Below are 18936 nucleotides of genomic sequence, written 5' to 3'. Positions count from 1 at the left end.
TGTTAGTAGGAAAGAAGCTATGAAGAGTGAATTGTAAAAATACAGAGTAAGTTAGTTTATATGTAAAGATGACTTGTTTATATTAGTCAAGGAGGATTAAAATAAAGAAGATTAATTATTTACGAAAAATAGGCTAATACGATTAAAGGAGGATGATAAAAATGAAGTACTTTATTGTTGAAGGTATAATAAAGAATGCAGAACTAATGAATGACAATATCATGAAAGAACACATGGCATATTCTAAAAAAGCAATGGATGAAGGCCTCATATTAATGTCTGGGCTTAAAGATGATATGAGTGGTGGACTATTTATTATGAAATCAGAATCTCTTGAAAAGGTAGAAGCTTATCTAACATCTGAGCCACTTAAGCTTGCTAATATACAAGATTACCGTGTTATAGAGTTTGCGCCACATTACTTTAATCAATCACCTAGTGAATGGTTTAATAGTTAATTTGCTAAATAGCAAAAGTGAATCCTTTTAGTAATACGAGAAATGTTAAAGTCTAGGACTAAATAGTTCTAGGCTTTTTTATTTGCTTGAAGGTAGACCCGATTTTCTAATTATAGTATAATTAATTCTGAATATATAAAAAATAAAAGGGAGATATATGCCATTAATTAAATGTCCCATGTGCGACAGAGATATTTCACCTAATGCAGTAGCATGTCCTCGTGTGGTGAACCTATGAAAAAAGAGGAAGTAGTTAGAAAGCCTGTTGGATATAAAGTGGTTTTAGAGGGAATTTAAGAGAAAAAATAAAAAGGATTCTTTTACATTAAGAAACTATTAGATACATTAAGAATTAGAATAGCTGTTAAGGAGGGTAATTAGAAATGAGTGATAGAAAGTACTATATTGATAATTTGCGTTGGTTATGGATTGTTTTTTTGATTCCATTTCATGCAGCGATGGCATGGAATGGTTGGGAAGGAAATTATATCTGGCTATATGAGAATAAGGTATTATCATCACTTGTTATTTTTATAGCCCCATGGTATATGCCGCTATTGTTTGTACTAGCTGGAATGAGTACGAGATATGCTATGAAAAATAGAAGCTATGGACAATTCGCGATAGAAAGAGTTAAAAAACTATTAATTCCATTAATTACAGGTGGATTTACAGTGGTGGCGCTAATGACATATATGTCAGACAAGTATCACAATAATTATTCGGGGAGTTTTTTTGCGCATTATCAAGTTTTTTTAACAAATGTTACAGATTTAACCGGATATGACGGAAGTTTAACCCCTGGACATTTGTGGTTTTTGCTTTTTCTATTTATTATTTCAATGATTTCGTTATTACTGATTGCAGTGCAGAGAAAGATATTACCTAAGCTTTCTTTTGCTAAAATTAAGACGGCTTATTTACCAATCTTAATGTTTTTTCCGTTGATCATGACACCAATTTTAGATTTTGGAGGTAAAAGCATTGGAGGAAATTTAGCTCTGTTTTTAATAGGCTATTATGTTCTGTCAGAGGAAGATGTTCTAGAGAGAATGACTAAATATAGATATTTGTATTTGGCTATTATGCTTGTGTTTGATGTGATTTTGACTTATACATTTGTATGGAAAGGAAATCAAATAGGGATTGTAGATACAATCTGTAATGCGTGTGCTACATGGTTTGGCATTTTGGGGTTTTTAGGACTTGCTAGGTGCAGTTTTAATCAGAATAATGTAATTACAAGGTATATGACATCTAGATCTTTTATGATTTATATATTTCACTTTGGGTGGTTAGTAGTATTTCAATATTATTTATGTAAGGTTACTAAATCTGTTATGATTCTATATTTCGTATCGGTAGTAGGAACATTAGTGATGACTCTACTTACCTGTGAGGTTATTAAAAGAATACCAGGAATAAGAATTCTTTTTGGTGAAAAAGAAAAAATGTTTCATGTATAAAAGGTATTTAGATAACTTTATTAATATATGCTAGGGTAGGCCATGTTTATTAACAGGGCTAATAATTGCGATAATACATTAATGGATGGAGGTACAAAGGAGGAAGTTAATGAGGCACATAAAATATATACCAAATATAATGTTATCCTGTTTGATAGCATTTGGATGTGTGGGATGCTCTGGTGCAGAAATTTCACAGAGCGAACAGAACAATTTATTAGAGCAGAATGAGGAATTGAAAGCTCAACTTGATAAGTATCTAGATAAGTATAATACTACTTTAGAGCAGTATAATCAGTTATTAGTTGAGAATGCAACATTAAAAGAAGCTCTTGATGAGTATCAAGAAGCAACCATTCCAACTAAAGTTGTGGGAGGATTTAGTGCTACGGTACGTGATGTTATGCCTGATTATTGTCTTGATTTTACTACTCCTCAGGTGGCCATTGTAACTTGTTTTCAAGATGGTCCATTTACTATTTTTATAGGGGAAGAACGTGCTAAAGGCTTGACTATTGGAGAAACTTATTATTTTGAATTTAAAGAAACAGAAATAGGGCGACTAACGGAAAAGGAATTTAATAATGGTTGGGCAGACCCGAAAAAAGTTATAGAGCAGTATGGTGTGCCCATTGAAACGATACGATTAGCAAAAGAAGATGAGCTGGGTTTAGAATCTCTTAAGGTACGTTTTGAGATTTCAAGATAATGATAAAGTAATTAGCATATGAAAAGGAGATTAAGGAACCAAGAAACCTTTTGACGGATGAGAGATAATAATTCACTAGCTTATTGTAGTGGCGCATTTTATATTACTAATGATAATTATAGACTGAGCAGGAGTGCATCTAAATTTATACTACACAAAGAATATGGTTTGGTACTATAAGTGTTTAAATATTAATGAATGTTCAGGAAATACATTGAGTGATATTGAAATTGTCAGTATATTAAGCATGATTACTAACAAATAATTTGATGGAAGGTAGATTAATAATGCAAAAAATAAAGATTACAGTAATTATGATGACTTTAGTACTTTTGGGAGGCTGTCAATCACTTAATTCACCTCATACAGAACTGGTATACGAAAAGCTATCAGAGAAAGAGGAGTATTTACTCAATCTTACTGGTAATAAAGCATCATTCTACCATATAAATAATCTTCCTATAGATAAGGACTATGAAATTCTATTAACCTATGAATTTTACAGGAATGGAGAAGAAATAAAGAAAGAAATTATTACTAGTCTTATGAATGATCATGCTAGTAAAAAAGAAGAAACTAAAACATTGGCTATAAACATCCAAGAAGATAAAATAAGATTTCTTATAGGGGAAGAAGGCGCATACGCTAGTGGAAGTTATGAGTTAGAAGAAACACTTGATCAATACTCACAATCATTTTTTTCTAGTAATATCAATTTAGAAATAGGAACAGAAATATATATTTATCAAGCTAATTCAGCTGATTCTACTCGGGATAATGTTACTTTAGGTATTCCTATTAATATGGATGAATTAAAACGGACTTTAAATGCAAATGATAATAATGTTTTTATTAAATTAACATTTAAAGAAATATAGAACAAATGCTTACTATATTAGAATTAGAGAAAATGATTATTAGAGCTATAGAATTATATAAATGATAATATTTGTAGCTAATAATATTAGATATACATATAAAACTATTAATTATGATAATTCAGAATTTACAGGCGTGGGAAGAGGAGTTAAAGGTAGTTTCGGTGAAAGAAGCGAATTTAGCTATATGTACTATATTTATGTCCATAGGAATGATTATGAGCATGCTTATAAATTAATTCAAGGAAACTAGCCTGTGCTAAGATTAGTGATTAGGTCATTCTAGGTATTCAGAATATATACACAACATAATAGAGCTATAATTAAAAAATGTTTGTTAAATGAGAGCGAAATATGAGTAAATGAGTTAAAAGGTAATGAGGAGGAAAATACGATGATGAGAAACCCAGAACAAACAATAGGTAATTTAATTGATAAGCAAGGAGTGGCTTTTATTAGTTCAGTAGATGAGGAAGGCTTTCCAAATACAAAAGCTATGTTACCACCTCGGAAAAGAGAAGGTATTAAGGTGTTTTACTTTTCTACCAATACCTCATCTATGCGTGTTCAACAATATAAAAGTAATCCTAAAGCCTGTCTTTATTTCTGTGATAAGCGTTTCTTTAGAGGGGTGATGTTAAAAGGGACAGTGGAGGTGCTAGAAGATAAAGAAAGTAAAGAAATGATATGGCAAGAAGGAGATACGATGTACTATTCCAAGGGAGTGGCAGACCCAGATTATTGTGTGCTCCGTATAACTATACATAGTGGTAGGTTTTATAGTCAATTTAAATCTGAGGATTTTAATGTTTAAGTTCTTAGGAAAGAATATATTGAAATGATTTCTCGAGCTGATTAATCAAGTTAAATATTTATATATTTATAATATGCCTGAGGGTAAAACAGGAGATAATAGGAAGTAAAGTGACTGATAGGAGAAAATGATATGAGTAGTTATGAGATAGTTGATTTAAGCAATTGGAAAAGGGCTATGCACTGTCAGATTTTTAAAGAATATGCAAATCCCCAATATGATATTAGTTTTGAATTGGATGTGACACATTTTTACCAAGTAATCAAAGCGAACAAATGGTCTTTTACCTTTGCTATGGTTTATATGATTTCCAAAGCAGCAAATGAGATCGAAGAATTCAGATACCGGTTTGAAGATGGCAATGTTGTGTTATATAAAGATATTAAGACCTCCTTTACCTACTTAAATCAAGAGACAGAATTAATGAAAAATATAGTTGTTGAAATGACAGATTCTATGGAAGCTTTTCAAGTAGCAGCAAAAAAGGTAAATGACAATCAAAAAGAATATTTTACTGGTCCTATGGGAAATGATATCTATCAATTTTCTTCAATCCCTTGGATTTCTTTCACTCATATTTCACATACGGATTCTGGAAAAAAATACAATGCCGTACCTATGTTTGATTGGGGGAAGATGTATGAAAAAGATGGAAGATACAGATTACCTTTCTCTGTTCAAGCCCACCATTCCTTCGTTGACGGTGTACATATGGGAAAATTAGCAGAGAAATTACAAGCCTATTTAAACGAAATGTAAATGATTGATGTAAGATAGAGAAAAAGCATATATAAAAGAGTATAATAAAAGCCGCTTTAAGAGATGGATATCTAAAGCGGCTTCGTTATGCTTGAGATTTCAGTGTAAATTTTACTTGTGTTGCGTCGTAAGTATAGAGGAGATTCCCTAACAAAAATTTAAAAAAATTTATATAACTATGATATAATAAAAAAACGTAGGAATTAATATATCATTCAAATCTTGCTATCTCTTAGTTATTCTGTATAATTTAAATAAAATCAGATAAAATAATGAGATAGGAAAAATGATATTGATATTGTTATAAAACTTAGAAATTGGTATAATGTTCTATACGGAACGAAAAGGAGCTGAGACTATGAAAACAAGATGGAAAGAGTTCCCACTAACAGTTGAGGAGGTTAGAGAACTAATGAGAAAAGACGATCGTAAAAAAGGCGCATGGATTGCTGTAGCCATTGGTGTTGTCGCTGTATTAGTAGCTATTGTCATTTGGATCGCAAAGAAAAGAGAAAAAGACTTAGAAGAGCATTACGAATACTTTGATGACGACTTTGATGAGTTAGATGAAAACTATGAAGAGTTTGATGAAAGCATCTATGAAGATGATGACGATGACATAGAATATGTTAAGATTAAAGATTTTATGAATTATGCTGAGGATGAGAAAACAGATTCAGTAGAAAAAACTTCAGAAGCAAAAGAAGAAGAGTAAGGCGGGGGAGCTGTTGCAAGTGAGCAATGGCTCCTTTTTAGGCCTTCATTCACAGGGGATGCATTTTTAACAGAAATATGTTACAATAAATACAATTACATGAACTTATCCCTAGACACAACGAATCTTCTTGTGTCTATTTTATCGAATAGGAAAGGTTAGGTAGACATGTTGCATAAGATTAATAGGAGGAGCGTTAATAATGAAAAAGGTAATCATTGCAGAAAAACCTTCAGTAGCTAAAAATATAGCAGATGCATTTGATATTAAAACGAAAAGAGATGGCTATTATGAAGGAGAAGACTATCTGATTACATGGGCCTTTGGACACTTATTGCAACTTTATGACGCAAAAGACTATGACGAAAGTATGAAAAGCTGGCGTCTTGAAAAATTTCCTTTTATTCCTGAGGAATTTAAATATAAAGTAAAAAGTGATGGCAAGAATAAAGCGATAGAAGATGTAGGCGCTAGAAAACAGCTCAATATTATAAAGGACCTGATAGATAGAGAAGATGTGGAAAGTGTTATTTCAGCAACTGACTTTGACCGGGAAGGGCAAGTTATTGGGGATGAGATATTTTTATATTTTAATGAAAAGAAACCTATATATCGTATACTTTTAAATGAGTGGACACCAGAAGAAGTGAAAAAGGGCATTAGTCAATTAAGGCCTAATGAAGAAATGAAATCACTTCAAGATGCAGGGATTGGAAGACAATGGGCAGACTGGATGATTGGGATTAATCTAACATCGGTTGCAACAGTGAAATATAACTCGGGCAGTAAAAAAATCTTAAATATTGGTAGGGTATTATTGCCAACTTTAAAAATTATTTATGACCGAGATAAAGAAATTGAGCAGTTTGAAGCATCTACTTATTATAAGCTTCTGGCAAATTTTAAAACGAGCCAAGATGAAGTATTTGAAGGAACTTATTATGAAAAGGATGAGGAAGGCAAAGATAATGAGAAGTTCGACAATAAAGCTACTTTAGAGAGCATGGTAGAACTTATCAAAAATAAGCCAGCGCAAATTGTAGAAAAGCAAGTAGAGAAAAAGAAGGAATATGCACCATTTTTATTTAATTTGTCTAATTTGCAAGGGTATATTACAAGTAAATATAAAGGTTGGACTTCTGATAAGGTGCTAAAGGTGGCACAATCTCTTTATGAAAAGAAATATATTACTTATCCTAGAACGGGGAGTTTAGCTTTAGAGGAAAGTTTAAAGGGAAGAACCAAAAAGGTGTTAGATACACTTAAAATAGGTCTTCCTTATGAAGGTCAAATTTGTTTTGCAGATCATAAACGTATATTTGATAATAGTAAGGTAGAAAGCCATAGTGCTATTGTTCCAACTTATATCATACCTAAAAGTTTAACACCAGATGAACAGGTGGTTTATAATGCTGTTAAAAATCGTTTCCTTATGCAATTCTTGCCTATAGCAGAATTTGAAGAAACGAAGTTGATTACTAAGATCATTGATGTGCCAGAAGAAAGCTTAAAAGGTGTATTTATTTCAAAAGGAAAAGTACAACTAGTAGAAGGCTGGCGTATTGTAGAAAAATTTGAAGCTAAAGGCACCAAAGAAGGCAAGGAAAACAAGGATACTTTATTACCGCAAGTGACACAGGATGAACTGGTAGAAATGAAAAATGCTAATGTGGCTGAAGTAACTAGAAAACCACCTAAAGCGCATACAGAAAAAACACTACTTCGCGTGATGGAGACATGTGGAAAAAGCTTTAAGGGAGATGAAAAAGAAGAGGGAAAAGAAGAAAGTGAAGAAGATACCCTCAAGATGATGGCAAGTATCCTAAGTGGTTTTAGTATTGGAACACCTGCTACGCGTGCAGAAACCATTAAGAAACTAAAAGATGCGGAATATATTAGGGCAAAAGGAAAAAGTCTAGTATGTACAGACCTAGGAAAAGCTCTTGTAGAAACATTTCCAGCAAAGCAGTTACTTGACCTTGAATATACAGGGCGATTGGAGAAAACCTTATCTGATATTGAAAAGGGTAAATTCCAAAAGGATGAATTCTTAAGTATGATTAAAGCCTTTACAGAAGAAGCTGTTGAGGCTATTAAAAATGATACAAGGGTATTAAGCGGTACAAAAGTTGAAGTGCCTAAAAATATGGAGCCAGTAGGGGTTTGTCCTGTGTGTGGGAATGCTGTAGTAGAAAATGAAAAAGCATTTGGTTGCGTGAACTGGAAGAGCGGTTGTAAGTACACCATTTGGAAAAATGATAAGTATATTACAATGTTAGGGAAGAATGTCACACGTCAAATGGTAGAACTATTACTTAAAAATGGAAAGGTAGGCTTTCGTAATCTCAAGGGGCGTAATGGTAATACGTATGCAGCGTATCTTAAATATGTTAAAAATGATCAAACAGGATACTTTAACTGGGAACAAGAATTTATATAATGATAAAAAAGCTACTAATGAAATGTGATGTGACCCCAAAAAGTTAGACTTTTATTGCGTAACAGATTTTTGATAAGTCTGTTACGCATTTTTATGCTGCTAAGAGGCTAATTCTGTATTGCACAGGACTGAGCCAGTCTAGTTTTTGCTTTATTCTTTTTTCATTGTAATACTTTATATATCGTTCTATTGCTGATTTTAATTCCTCATAACTATAATACACAACACCATAATAGATTTCTTGTTTCAGCAAACCAAAAAAATTCTCCATTACTGAATTATCATGACAGTTTCCTTTTCTTGACATGCTTTGAAATATTTTTTCTTCTTTCAGTCTGTTTGAATAGGCTTTCATTTGATAAGCCCACCCTTGATCTGAATGAAAAGTTCTACGATATGGACAATCAGAAGTAATCTCTATTGCTTTTTCTAAAGCCTTCATAACATTCTGAGCCGATGGTTGTCTACCCATTTCAAAGCTCATTATTTCACCACTACACATATCCATAAAGGGATCTAAATAAAGCTTATGCGTAGTCATATGACCCTTATTATCAATCTCATAATATTTAAATTCTGTTGTGTCAGTTGTTATCTTCTGATGAGGTATATTCGTGTTAAAACGTCTTCTAATTCTATTTGGTGCGACAGTTCCAACTTTGCCTTTGTAGGAACTGTATTTTCGACTTTTTCTAGTAAATGATGTAACCTGAAGGTTGAACTTCTGCATAATTCTTTGAACCTTCTTCTTGTTTACTATATATCCTTGATTCCGAAGTTCTCCACACATTCTTCTATATCCATAGTTCTTATTATTTTTATGTATTTCTAAAATCTTATCCTCAATTTCTTTGTTTGGATTTTCTTTATTAAAACGCTTTTGCCAATACATATATGTAGCCTTAGGCATTTGACTGTACGAGAGAAGGTCTTTTAGTTTGAATTGTCTTCGGAGACTGTTGATGACCCTAGCAAGTCTCTCGTTTTTGCTTCGTCCTCTAAACGCAGTCTCCTCAGTTCTTTTAAAAAGGCATTCTCTATTCGAAGTTTAAGTAATTCATCTTCTAATTCTCGTACATGTTCCATGCTCGTATCTACTGTAAAATCTTTTGTAAGTTGCGTGACATCTTTTGAGTTAGTCTTTTCCAATGTTTTTCTCCGACCTTTCTTATGAGGTCTTAGAGCATCAAGACCTGCCACTTGGAATCTATTTACCCAGTTACAAATCAATGCTGGGTTATTAATTCCTTCTTGAATAGCTAATTCTTGATACGAAACCTCACTTGTTAAATATAATTCTACAACATGAAGTTTATAATCAAAAGAGTAATATTCTTTTTTTCTTGAACGCATTAATCCTGCATCTCCGAATTCCTTGTATGCATTAATCCATTTGCGTAATTGTGAATTAGAGCCTAATCCATACTTTGTTGAAAGATAAGGTGTTCCACCTTCACCGTTTAGGTATTCTAAAACCACTTTCTTTTTAAACTCAAAACTATGTTTTGTCATAAAAATACCGACCTCCCAATCGTTAGATTTTTGGTCTAACTTTTGGGGGTCGGTACAATGATGATCTTCATTAGTAGCTTTTTTTGTGTCAAATGACTATAGATGACAACATGTTATATCTAAAAAAAAAACATATTGTGAGTCTATGATCCTAAATGTTTTTTTTACATTATAGTAATAGAAAGGAATATCTAAATACACTCTAGGCAGGAGATGAATCTAATTCGACCTTGAAATGTTTTGGTATAAGACATTTGTTAGGTAACAACCTGTCAGCATCTAATGAGATTTTCCTAGGTATCTTGAAGAACATTATGAGTATAGAAATAACAGGTCATATTAAAAATCGCCTTTGCTTGAAAAATAGTATTACAATCAACTGACTTTACTATAAATGGAGATATTGATCCATAGGTTTAAGTGAAAGGTGGCGATTTTTAAAATATAGGAACTAAAAACCTTGAAAGATACAGGTTGGGAATTCCTGTAATTTATTAAAGATAAAGGAGGGTAGATACTTAGTTCTGATAGATATAGATGTTATTAGTTATAGGAGGTATGAGATGAACAGGAAGAAAATGATAGGGATTATAGGAAGTATTGTATTAGCTACCACAAATATAGTTGGAAACGTTTTAGCAACAACAGTAAATGCAAATAATGTACAAACGGTGAATGCTATATATTCATCCCAAATAGGTATTGATGTGGCCAATACAACAACAATAAGTGAAACGATTAATCAAACTTATACAGTTAATGCAACTAAAACACCCATTGATTTATCTAAATTAGAAATTCGTTATTATTTTAATCAGTCACAAGATAAAGAAATGAATATGTGGTGTGATCATGCAGCTTTACAGTTAAATGTGGCACCTTGGTACAGTGACTTAACTTCAAAAGTGGATATGAGTATAAAAAAGGTGAATGGGAAGTATTTGTGTACCTTAAAAGTGAATGAAACAGGGTCACTAGGCGTAGGTACAGGTAGCATGAATATTTCAATACGTATGGCTAATAAAGATTGGTCAAAAATAAATGGTTTTTCAGCATATTTAGCAGAGATACTATATGATGGAAATATTATAAGTACCACTAATTATCAGGAACAAAATCCTTCGGAAGGGGAACAACCTTCGACAGGAGGTAGTGAGCCAACACAAGGAAATATATATGATGTACCTATTAATCCTTATGATGTACCAAGTAATTTTGACAAATATATAGAAGGTAATCTATATGGTAAGCTTGAAAAAGTAAGTTATTATTCTAAAACCACAGGTACCATGAGGAAATGTAATATTATTACGCCAGTTAACTATTCAAAGGATAAAACATATCCTGTACTTTATTTATTACATGGTATAGGAGGGACTGAAGATGAGTGGTTATATGGTGGTGCAAATAATATTATTGGTAATTTAATAAAAAGTGGTAAAGCGCAGGAAATGATTGTGGTTATTCCTAATATCCGTGCAAATAAAAATGATGGAGTACCATCAAATGCTTTAAGTGCAGAAAATATTGCGGCCTTTGATAATTTTATTAATGATTTAAGAAGCGATTTAATGCCTTTTATTGCACAAAATTATTCCATAAAAACTGGTCCTCAAAATACAGCTATTGCAGGTTTATCCATGGGTGGACGTGAGTCATTGTTTATTGGATTTTCTATGTTAGATACCTTTGGGTATATAGGTGCATTCTCACCTGCTCCGGGATTACTTCCAGATAAGGGATTGAATTATCCAGGACAGTTTAGAGAAAGTGAATTTACAATACCACAAGGTGCTAATGTACCCAAAGTAGTTTTAATATGTAATGGTAATACGGATAGTGTAGTGGGTACAGTACCTACTTACTATCATGATACCCTAGTGAAAAATAATGTAAAACACTTCTGGTACACCATGAATGGAGATCATAATTTTGGGGTTTGGAATAACGGACTTTATCATTTTTGTCAGTATTTATTTAAATAATGGATGATTTATATTATGAAAACGATAGGAGATGGATTTTATGTTTATTAAAAAGCACAGTAAAGTAGTATCCTTGTTTTTAGCCTTGATGATGATATTGACGATGGGAACTAGTAATGCAGTAAATGCAGCAGCAACTGATACGACACTCTTAAATACATATGGACAATTATTTGGTAAAATAGGGGCTTCAGTTGTTTATGATGAGTTATATAATGCTAATGCATTTAATGCTTTAAAGAAAGAGTACAATAGTACAACTATAGGAAATGAAATGAAGCCAGATTATATTTTAAGTAATTGGTCACCTACTTTGATTTCTGTAGCACAAGCTAAGGCCTTAGGATACTATATCCCAAGTAATTATACAGAAAGTACAGTGCCAAAACTTAATTTTAATCAAGTAGATAATGTTTTAAAAACCTGTTATGAAAATGGTATAGCATTACGTGCACATACTTTAGTATGGCATGCACAAACACCAGATTGGTATTTCAGAAGTGGTTATAGCAAAAATGGTAGCTATGTCAGTCAAGCAGTCATGGATGCACGTTTAGAATTTTATGTTAAGTCTTATATGAATCATGTCTATTCAAGCAAATATGGAAGTGTTGTTTATGCATGGGATGTTGTTAATGAGTACTTACATGCAGATTCTAAATCAGGTTGGATACAAATTTATGGTCCGGTAAATACAAAAGCAAGTTTTGTTAAAAAAGCATTTCAATTTGCCAATCAGGTACTTGTTGAACGTGGACTCACAAATTCTGTAAGTCTATTCTATAATGATTACAATACATATATGGTGTCTGATAAAATTGTTGAATTAGTTAAGTTCATCAATAGTGATAAGAAAATTTGCAATGGTGTAGGTATGCAGTCACATGTTGGAACGAATTTTCCAAGTGTATCTTATTACATGGATGCTGTAAAGAAGTTTACAAATGCAGGATTTGAAATTCAAATTACAGAGCTAGATATTGCTAATACTTCTGATCAGGTTCAAGCAGATTATTGCTATAATCTCTTTTCAGAATTAATCAAAGCTAAAAAATCTGGTTCTAATATTACAGGTATTACCTTCTGGGGACTTGCAGATAGTAATTCATGGATTTCAAAAGACAATCCATTACTATATAAGACTGTTGGTGGAACACCAAAAGCATCTTACTATTCTGTGCTTAAAGCTTATACAGATTCAGGAAGCCAAGTTAACCCAACACCAACACCAACTCCAACACCAACTCCAAATTCAAATTATGCCACATTAAAGGATGGCTGGTATTACATTAAAAATGTGAATGCACAAAAATACCTTCAGGTAAAAGATAATGTAGGTGCAAATGGCCAAAACGTAGAAATTGGTACAGGCTCAGGCGTTGCAGGACAAAAATGGCAACTTGTCAACAAGGGTGAGGGTTATGTGACACTTAAAAATGGTAATGGCTATATGTTAGATGTTGCCTATGGCAAAGATGAAAATGGTACTAACATCCAAACCTATGAAGCCAATAATACAAGTGCGCAATTATTTAAAGTATTGCCTACATCACAAAGTGGCGTTTACGGTATTGTTTTAAAATGTACAACTGATATTAGAGGATTAGATGTATCTAATAAAGCTACAACAGATGGTGCTAATGTTCAGGCTTATGCTTACTATGGTGCTACCAATCAAACATGGCTATTTGAATCTTGCTCAGCCCCGGGTGGAAGTACGCCAGAAACACCAACTGAACCAGAAGTGCCACAAACAGGTGATATGATTAAAGTACAAATTGTATCAGATTGGACTTCAGGAGCAACAGCTAATATTACAGTGACGAATTTAACAGGAAAAGCATTAAATGGATGGACATGTACCTTTACCTTAGATCGTCCTATTGCATCACTTTGGAGTGCAACACTTGTAAACCAAGTAGGTAATACCTATACGATTGCTAATCCAGATTGGCAGCCTAATTTAGCAGCAGGAGAAAGCTATACTTTTGGCTGTAACCTTGGCAGTGGTCCAGCAACTGTAACAGCTACCAATGCTTCTTTAAAATAAGCAGGATAAGAAACAAAGGAATGACGAAGCAATAAAGAAGATTACAAGTAAAATGAAATGGCAGAAGGAGGCAAAAAAATGAAAAAGAAGTTGTTAAGTATATTTATGGGCCTATGTTTGCTGGTAGGTGGAGGAACGGCTGTTTCTGCAGCTGATGTACGTGGAACAATGAGGGACATTACGCCTGCTGCAATTGCAAAAGAAATGACAGCAGGATGGAACTTAGGAAACTCATTAGATGCATATGGTACTTATTCATTAAATAATGAAACTTATTGGGGAAATCCTAAAACAACCAAAGCCATGATTGATGCTGTAAAAAATGAAGGATTTAATACGATTAGAATTCCTGTTTCATGGGGAGAACATGTAGGAAGTGCACCTAACTACACGATAGATACAGCTTGGATGAATCGTGTACAAGAAGTGGTGGACTATGCTATGGCAGATGGCATGTATGTGCTACTTGATACACATCATGAAACATCTTGGTTAAAACCTCAATCAGCAACGCTTGATGCTTCTCAGAAACAACTGGTAGCTATTTGGACTCAAATTGCAGAAAGATTCAAAGCCTATGGAGATCACTTACTTTTTGAAGGCATGAATGAACCAAGGATTGTTGGAAGTAGTAATGAATGGAGTGGTGGGGATGCAGATGGTAGAGCTGCCGTTAATGTTTTAAATCAAGCATTTATTGATGCAGTACGAAAAACGGGGGGCAATAATGCAAAAAGATGTCTTATTATCTGTCCTTATGGCAATAATGGAGATCCAAATGGTCTTTCTGGTTTTAAAATTCCTAGTGATAAAAACATTATGGTTGCCATTCATGCTTATACGCCATATGGCTTTACATTTAGGCCAGAAGGTAACCCAAGTTGGGCCCGTACGACTTGGGACGGCTCAGGAAAATCTGATATAGAATATCTCATGAATAATCTAAATACCTCACTTATAAGTAAAGGGGTAACAGTTATCATCACAGAATTTGGTGCAGTACATAAGAATAATGAAAGTGAAGTAGTAAAATGGGTAAAAGACTATGTAAGTCTTGCAACTCAATATGGTATCAAATGTGTATGGTGGGATAATAACTATCATAAAAATGATGGAGAATCTTTTGGCTTATTAGATCGTAATTCATGTAGCTGGACGAGAAAGAGTGTGGCAGACGCTGTTATTAAATATGCAGGTTCAGCAGTACCTGGAGGTGGAACAGAAACACCTACAACTCCTGAGACACCACAAGCAGGTGATATGATTAAAGTGCAAATCGTATCAGATTGGACTTCAGGAGCAACAGCTAATATTACAGTGACGAATTTAACAGGAAAAGCATTAAATGGATGGACTTGTACCTTTACCTTAGATCGTCCTATTACATCACTTTGGAGTGCAACACTTGTAAGCCAAGTAGGGAATACGTACACCATTGCTAATCCAGATTGGCAGCCTCATTTAGCAGCAGGAGAAAGCTATACTTTTGGTTGTAACCTTGGAAGTGGCCCAGCTCAAGTAACTGTTACAGGGCAAACACTTAAGTAGCTGATAATAAATGGTGATTTTAGGAACATATGAAATTAATTAAATAGGTAAGAAGAGGTATTAAAAATGAAGAAACTCCATGCTTTAACTGGAAAATGGAGTTTATTTAACAATATTGTTAAAATTGCATAAAGGGTATATTTAATCACAGGTAAAATCTTGACAGGCTATCACAATAATAGTATCATAAATTTGAAGTAACTTTAAACATATTGGGAGGTAAAAGTTATGGCATATATTATTAATGAAGATTGTATTAGTTGTGGTGCATGTGCTGCTGAATGTCCAGTAAGCTGTATTTCTGAAGGAGATAGCATTTACGTAATCAATGCTGATGAATGTATTGAATGTGGTGCATGTGCAGGTGTTTGTCCAGTAGGAGCTCCAAATCCAGAAGCATAATCTAAACGAGCATCAATAAGTGAAATGAATATAAATAAAAAGCGACTCTTATCAGTTAATGATAAGAGTCGCTTTTTATTTATATTCATGCTAATTTTTATGACGCTTTAATGCAGATGGGGCATACCCATAATATTTTTTAAAGAGCTTACTAAAGTGATAAGCATCTTCATAACCCACCTGACCCGATACTACTTTAATAGGAAGGTCTTGCTCTTCTAATAATTCTTTGGCCTTAGAGAGTCTTGTTTTAATCAGATAGTTAATAGGAGAACTACCAGTTTCTTCTTTAAAGATTTTAGAAATATAAACTTGGCTTAAATACATATCTTTAGCAAACATGTCTAAGGAAATTTCATTCATATAGTTTTCATTAATATAATGAGTAATGAATTCGACTACCTTACGTTTGTCAGGATATCCCATATTGCATAAATGCTCAGAAGGGGCCACGCCTTCTTTTACAAGTTCACGATAAATAAGTACGAGAAGCTGGGTTGCTAAGGCGTGAATCATAGTACGACAGTCTTTTTTTCTTAGGCGATATTCTTGTAAAAGTTCTTCGCAAAGAGAATAAAAATATTTTTTCTCGCTACTGAGCTTTAAAATAATGAAATCATTTCCTGTTTTTTCAAAATAGTCCATAACACTTTCTGTGAGCTTGCTATAGCCAATATGTAAATCCTTATATTGCGTTTGAGGTGATAAATAAACACTATGGGAAACATTAGGATTAAAAAGTACTAGTTCACCTTTACGTATAATATATGTTTTATCTTTAATGGAATAAACAGCTTCACCACTTAAGATAATAGAAAGTTCTGGATGATCATGAACATGAACAGGAGACTGCAAAAATTTTTTTGTAATAGTAGGGTGAATTTCTTCACAGACATAGAGAATTTCTTGAGTCATAATAGACCTCCTTCTTATTCATTCTATATATTATATAATAGTTTAGATAAAATAGAAATATTTTTTAACGAAACAATAATAATAATAAAGAGGATTTTGTTTAAAATTACTAATTGTAAGAGAGAATTTAGGTAGATATGGTGAAATGTGAGAATAGGTTTTCAAAGAGAAGTGTGCTATGCTAAATTTTAGCGAGTTTCGACAGTATAAATAAGCTTTAGATGTGGCTTACTAATATTAAATGTTGTATCATGCCGAAAGCTGTGCTACAATATATCATTGTGAGAAATTACGGAAAGCGAGAAATGACGATGAGTGATATGAAGATTATCAATATAGCAGTTATTGCCCACGTTGATGCAGGTAAATCTACCTTAGTAGATGCCTTTTTAAATCAAAGTGGTGTTTTTAGAGCCAATGAGGAACATGTAGATTGTATTATGGATAGTAATGACCTTGAGAGAGAAAGAGGTATTACTATTTATTCTAAAAACTGTTCCATTATGTACGGAGATTATAAAATTAATATCGTAGATACACCAGGACATAGTGACTTCTCTTCAGAGGTAGAACGTGTTATTCGTACAGTAGATACGGTTATTCTTTTAGTAGATTCTATTGAAGGGCCAATGCCACAAACACGTTTCGTTCTTCAAAAATCATTAGAATTAGGACTTAAACCTATTCTTGTTATTAATAAAATAGATAAACCAAATCATAGAGCGGAAGAAGTTGTGGATATGACTTTTGACTTGTTCGTAGATCTTCAAGCTAATGATGAACAACTTGATTTCCCTATTCTTTATGGAATTGGTAAACAAGGTATTATGCAATATGAACTTGAAGAAGAAGGACAAGATATTAAACCTCTTCTTGAAACAATCGTTGAACGTGTTGGAGAATATCCAAAAGATGATGAAGCACCACTTCAATTACAAATCAGTGCCCTTTCTTATGACAACTTCGTAGGACGTCTTGGTATTGGACGTATTTATAAAGGTAAAGTAAAAGAAGGCCAAACAGTGGAGATTGCTGATAACGATGGTAAAATCAGAACAGCTAAAGTATCAAAAGTGATGGTATACCAAGGTCTTAAACAAGTGGCAGTGCCAGAAGCAACTAGTGGAGATATCGTTGTTATTGCTGGTATCACAGATATTTCAATTGGTGAGACTATTGGTGAAATTGGTAAAGTAGATCCTATGACACCAATTCATATAGAAGAACCTACACTTTCTATGAACTTCCTTGTAAACAATTCTCCTTTTGCTGGTCAAAGTGGTAAATTTGTTACAACTAGACATATCAAAGATCGTCTTGAAAAAGAAACAGAAATTAATGTAGGTCTTAAAGTTGAACCTATGGATACAACAGATGGCTACCGTGTATCAGGACGTGGAGAACTTCACTTATCTGTTCTTATTGAAAACATGAGACGTGAAGGCTACGAACTTGGCGTATCTAAGCCAGAGGTTATTATGCACAAAGACGAAAATGGTACCTTAGTAGAGCCAGTAGAACGTGTTGTGATTTCAGTACCAGATGAGTATTCAGGTACAGTTATTAGTAAACTGAACCTTCGTAAAGGTATGATGCAAAGTATGGAGCCAGAAAATGGCCATATTCGTATTGAGTACCTTTGTACAACTCGTGCCCTTCTTGGATTTAGAAGTGAGCTTATCACTGATTCAAGAGGTGAAGCAACCATGGTAAGACGTATTGAAGGCTATACAGAATACGTAGGAGAATTACCAAGAAGAGCAAATGGGGCTCTTATTGCACAAGAACAAGGGACAACTATGGGATATGCGCTTAACTCATTAGAAGATCGAGGAACACTTTTCGTAAAACCAGGTGTAGATGTTTACTCTGGTATGATTATCGGACAAAATAACCGTCGTGAAGACATGACAGTTAACCCATGTAAAAACAAAAAAATGACTAATACACGTTCATCAGGTGCAGATGATGCCATTCGTTTATCACCACCAAGACTCTTCACACTTGAAGAAGCGCTAGAATTTATTGAAGATGATGAATTAGTAGAAGTAACACCAGATGCAATCAGACTTCGTAAGAAGATTCTTGATGAAGGTGAAAGAACAAGAGCAGCAAGAAGCAAAAAATAGTAATGAGAAAGCCGTTTGGTATATATTTTAAATATACTAAACGGCTTTTGTGACGTCTTATTTTGATTGATTCTATTAGACTAGCGCATCAATGTGGGTGGCAGAATAAGAAGAAGCAATTAAATCATTTTGTTCAGCAATTTTATTATTTTCTCT

Annotated in this window: 16 protein-coding genes; 14 read left to right on the top strand and 2 right to left on the bottom strand. The window is 33.4% G+C overall.

Features of this window, described 5'->3' with window-relative positions; all coding sequences use genetic code 11:
* The first annotated feature begins 161 nt into the window (after positions 1 to 161).
* The 9 genes from CLOLE_RS14360 to CLOLE_RS14320 all read left to right on the top strand — a co-directional run bounded on the left by CLOLE_RS14360 (position 162) and on the right by CLOLE_RS14320 (position 8239).
* A complete protein-coding gene (locus tag CLOLE_RS14360; protein ID WP_013657854.1) occupies positions 162 to 458 on the top strand; it encodes a YciI family protein in 297 nt (98 codons plus the stop codon).
* Between the two features lie 383 nt (positions 459 to 841).
* Positions 842 to 1924 (top strand): acyltransferase family protein, encoded by a 1083-nt coding sequence (locus tag CLOLE_RS21985; RefSeq protein ID WP_013657853.1) that lies wholly within the window; start codon positions 842 to 844, stop codon positions 1922 to 1924.
* A gap of 109 nt (positions 1925 to 2033) precedes the next feature.
* The gene (locus CLOLE_RS14350; RefSeq protein ID WP_013657852.1) at positions 2034 to 2633 is read left to right on the top strand and encodes a hypothetical protein; all 600 of its coding nucleotides are present in this window, start codon (positions 2034 to 2036) and stop codon (positions 2631 to 2633) included.
* A 287-nt stretch (positions 2634 to 2920) separates the two neighbouring features.
* Positions 2921 to 3511 (top strand): hypothetical protein, encoded by a 591-nt coding sequence (locus CLOLE_RS14345; RefSeq protein WP_013657851.1) that lies wholly within the window; start codon positions 2921 to 2923, stop codon positions 3509 to 3511.
* Positions 3512 to 3572: 61 nt separating this feature from the next.
* Positions 3573 to 3764 carry a hypothetical protein gene (locus CLOLE_RS23270; protein WP_013657850.1) on the top strand — a complete coding sequence of 64 codons (192 nt, stop codon included), beginning with the start codon at positions 3573 to 3575 and terminating at the stop codon, positions 3762 to 3764.
* Positions 3765 to 3908: 144 nt separating this feature from the next.
* Complete coding sequence (locus tag CLOLE_RS14335) at positions 3909 to 4325, top strand: pyridoxamine 5'-phosphate oxidase family protein (protein WP_041713812.1); 417 nt, start codon at positions 3909 to 3911, stop codon at positions 4323 to 4325.
* 132 nt (positions 4326 to 4457) lie between these two features.
* Positions 4458 to 5084, top strand: a complete 627-nt coding sequence (locus tag CLOLE_RS14330; RefSeq protein WP_013657848.1) for a CatA-like O-acetyltransferase — start codon at positions 4458 to 4460, stop codon at positions 5082 to 5084.
* A 358-nt stretch (positions 5085 to 5442) separates the two neighbouring features.
* On the top strand, positions 5443 to 5799 hold the full coding sequence (locus tag CLOLE_RS14325) for a hypothetical protein (RefSeq protein WP_013657847.1): 357 nt from the start codon (positions 5443 to 5445) through the stop codon (positions 5797 to 5799).
* 202 nt (positions 5800 to 6001) lie between these two features.
* Positions 6002 to 8239 (top strand): type IA DNA topoisomerase, encoded by a 2238-nt coding sequence (locus tag CLOLE_RS14320; RefSeq protein ID WP_013657846.1) that lies wholly within the window; start codon positions 6002 to 6004, stop codon positions 8237 to 8239.
* Positions 8240 to 8330: 91 nt separating this feature from the next.
* Here the strand turns inward: CLOLE_RS14320 and CLOLE_RS22540 are convergent.
* Positions 8331 to 9751 (bottom strand): IS3 family transposase gene (locus CLOLE_RS22540; protein WP_242825746.1). Its coding sequence is split into 2 segments (ribosomal slippage): positions 8331 to 9265 and positions 9265 to 9751, totalling 1422 coding nucleotides; the frame shifts between segments, so codons are not numbered across the junction.
* A 563-nt stretch (positions 9752 to 10314) separates the two neighbouring features.
* Between CLOLE_RS22540 and CLOLE_RS21980 the strand changes: the two genes are divergently transcribed.
* From CLOLE_RS21980 to CLOLE_RS14285, 4 genes are all read left to right on the top strand, one after another.
* Entirely contained in the window at positions 10315 to 11736 is a 1422-nt protein-coding gene (locus tag CLOLE_RS21980) for an alpha/beta hydrolase-fold protein (protein ID WP_013657844.1), read from the top strand.
* A gap of 40 nt (positions 11737 to 11776) precedes the next feature.
* The gene (locus CLOLE_RS22535; protein WP_013657843.1) at positions 11777 to 13786 is read left to right on the top strand and encodes an endo-1,4-beta-xylanase; all 2010 of its coding nucleotides are present in this window, start codon (positions 11777 to 11779) and stop codon (positions 13784 to 13786) included.
* 78 nt (positions 13787 to 13864) lie between these two features.
* Positions 13865 to 15334 carry a cellulase family glycosylhydrolase gene (locus tag CLOLE_RS14290; RefSeq protein ID WP_013657842.1) on the top strand — a complete coding sequence of 490 codons (1470 nt, stop codon included), beginning with the start codon at positions 13865 to 13867 and terminating at the stop codon, positions 15332 to 15334.
* Between the two features lie 228 nt (positions 15335 to 15562).
* Positions 15563 to 15736, top strand: a complete 174-nt coding sequence (locus CLOLE_RS14285; RefSeq protein WP_013657841.1) for a DUF362 domain-containing protein — start codon at positions 15563 to 15565, stop codon at positions 15734 to 15736.
* Between the two features lie 90 nt (positions 15737 to 15826).
* On the opposite strand, the gene CLOLE_RS14280 is transcribed toward CLOLE_RS14285, so the two are convergent.
* A complete protein-coding gene (locus tag CLOLE_RS14280) occupies positions 15827 to 16651 on the bottom strand; it encodes an AraC family transcriptional regulator (RefSeq protein ID WP_013657840.1) in 825 nt (274 codons plus the stop codon).
* 305 nt (positions 16652 to 16956) lie between these two features.
* On the opposite strand from CLOLE_RS14280, the gene typA reads away from it, so the two are divergent.
* A complete protein-coding gene (gene typA, locus CLOLE_RS14275) occupies positions 16957 to 18780 on the top strand; it encodes a translational GTPase TypA (RefSeq protein WP_127067229.1) in 1824 nt (607 codons plus the stop codon).
* Positions 18781 to 18936: the final 156 nt, after the last annotated feature.

Source organism: Cellulosilyticum lentocellum DSM 5427 (assembly GCF_000178835.2).
GTDB classification, from domain to species: Bacteria; Bacillota; Clostridia; order Lachnospirales; family Cellulosilyticaceae; genus Cellulosilyticum; species Cellulosilyticum lentocellum.
This window is presented reverse-complemented; position numbering and strand designations above follow the sequence as displayed.

Coding starts and splice junctions, on each gene's coding strand:
- CLOLE_RS14360 (WP_013657854.1), top strand. CDS start 162: ATGAAGTACTTTATTGTTGAAGGTATAATAAAGAATGCAGAACTAATG.
- CLOLE_RS21985 (WP_013657853.1), top strand. CDS start 842: ATGAGTGATAGAAAGTACTATATTGATAATTTGCGTTGGTTATGGATT.
- CLOLE_RS14350 (WP_013657852.1), top strand. CDS start 2,034: ATGAGGCACATAAAATATATACCAAATATAATGTTATCCTGTTTGATA.
- CLOLE_RS14345 (WP_013657851.1), top strand. CDS start 2,921: ATGCAAAAAATAAAGATTACAGTAATTATGATGACTTTAGTACTTTTG.
- CLOLE_RS23270 (WP_013657850.1), top strand. CDS start 3,573: ATGATAATATTTGTAGCTAATAATATTAGATATACATATAAAACTATT.
- CLOLE_RS14335 (WP_041713812.1), top strand. CDS start 3,909: ATGAGAAACCCAGAACAAACAATAGGTAATTTAATTGATAAGCAAGGA.
- CLOLE_RS14330 (WP_013657848.1), top strand. CDS start 4,458: ATGAGTAGTTATGAGATAGTTGATTTAAGCAATTGGAAAAGGGCTATG.
- CLOLE_RS14325 (WP_013657847.1), top strand. CDS start 5,443: ATGAAAACAAGATGGAAAGAGTTCCCACTAACAGTTGAGGAGGTTAGA.
- CLOLE_RS14320 (WP_013657846.1), top strand. CDS start 6,002: ATGAAAAAGGTAATCATTGCAGAAAAACCTTCAGTAGCTAAAAATATA.
- CLOLE_RS21980 (WP_013657844.1), top strand. CDS start 10,315: ATGAACAGGAAGAAAATGATAGGGATTATAGGAAGTATTGTATTAGCT.
- CLOLE_RS22535 (WP_013657843.1), top strand. CDS start 11,777: ATGTTTATTAAAAAGCACAGTAAAGTAGTATCCTTGTTTTTAGCCTTG.
- CLOLE_RS14290 (WP_013657842.1), top strand. CDS start 13,865: ATGAAAAAGAAGTTGTTAAGTATATTTATGGGCCTATGTTTGCTGGTA.
- CLOLE_RS14285 (WP_013657841.1), top strand. CDS start 15,563: ATGGCATATATTATTAATGAAGATTGTATTAGTTGTGGTGCATGTGCT.
- CLOLE_RS14280 (WP_013657840.1), bottom strand. CDS start 16,651: ATGACTCAAGAAATTCTCTATGTCTGTGAAGAAATTCACCCTACTATT.
- typA (WP_127067229.1), top strand. CDS start 16,957: ATGACGATGAGTGATATGAAGATTATCAATATAGCAGTTATTGCCCAC.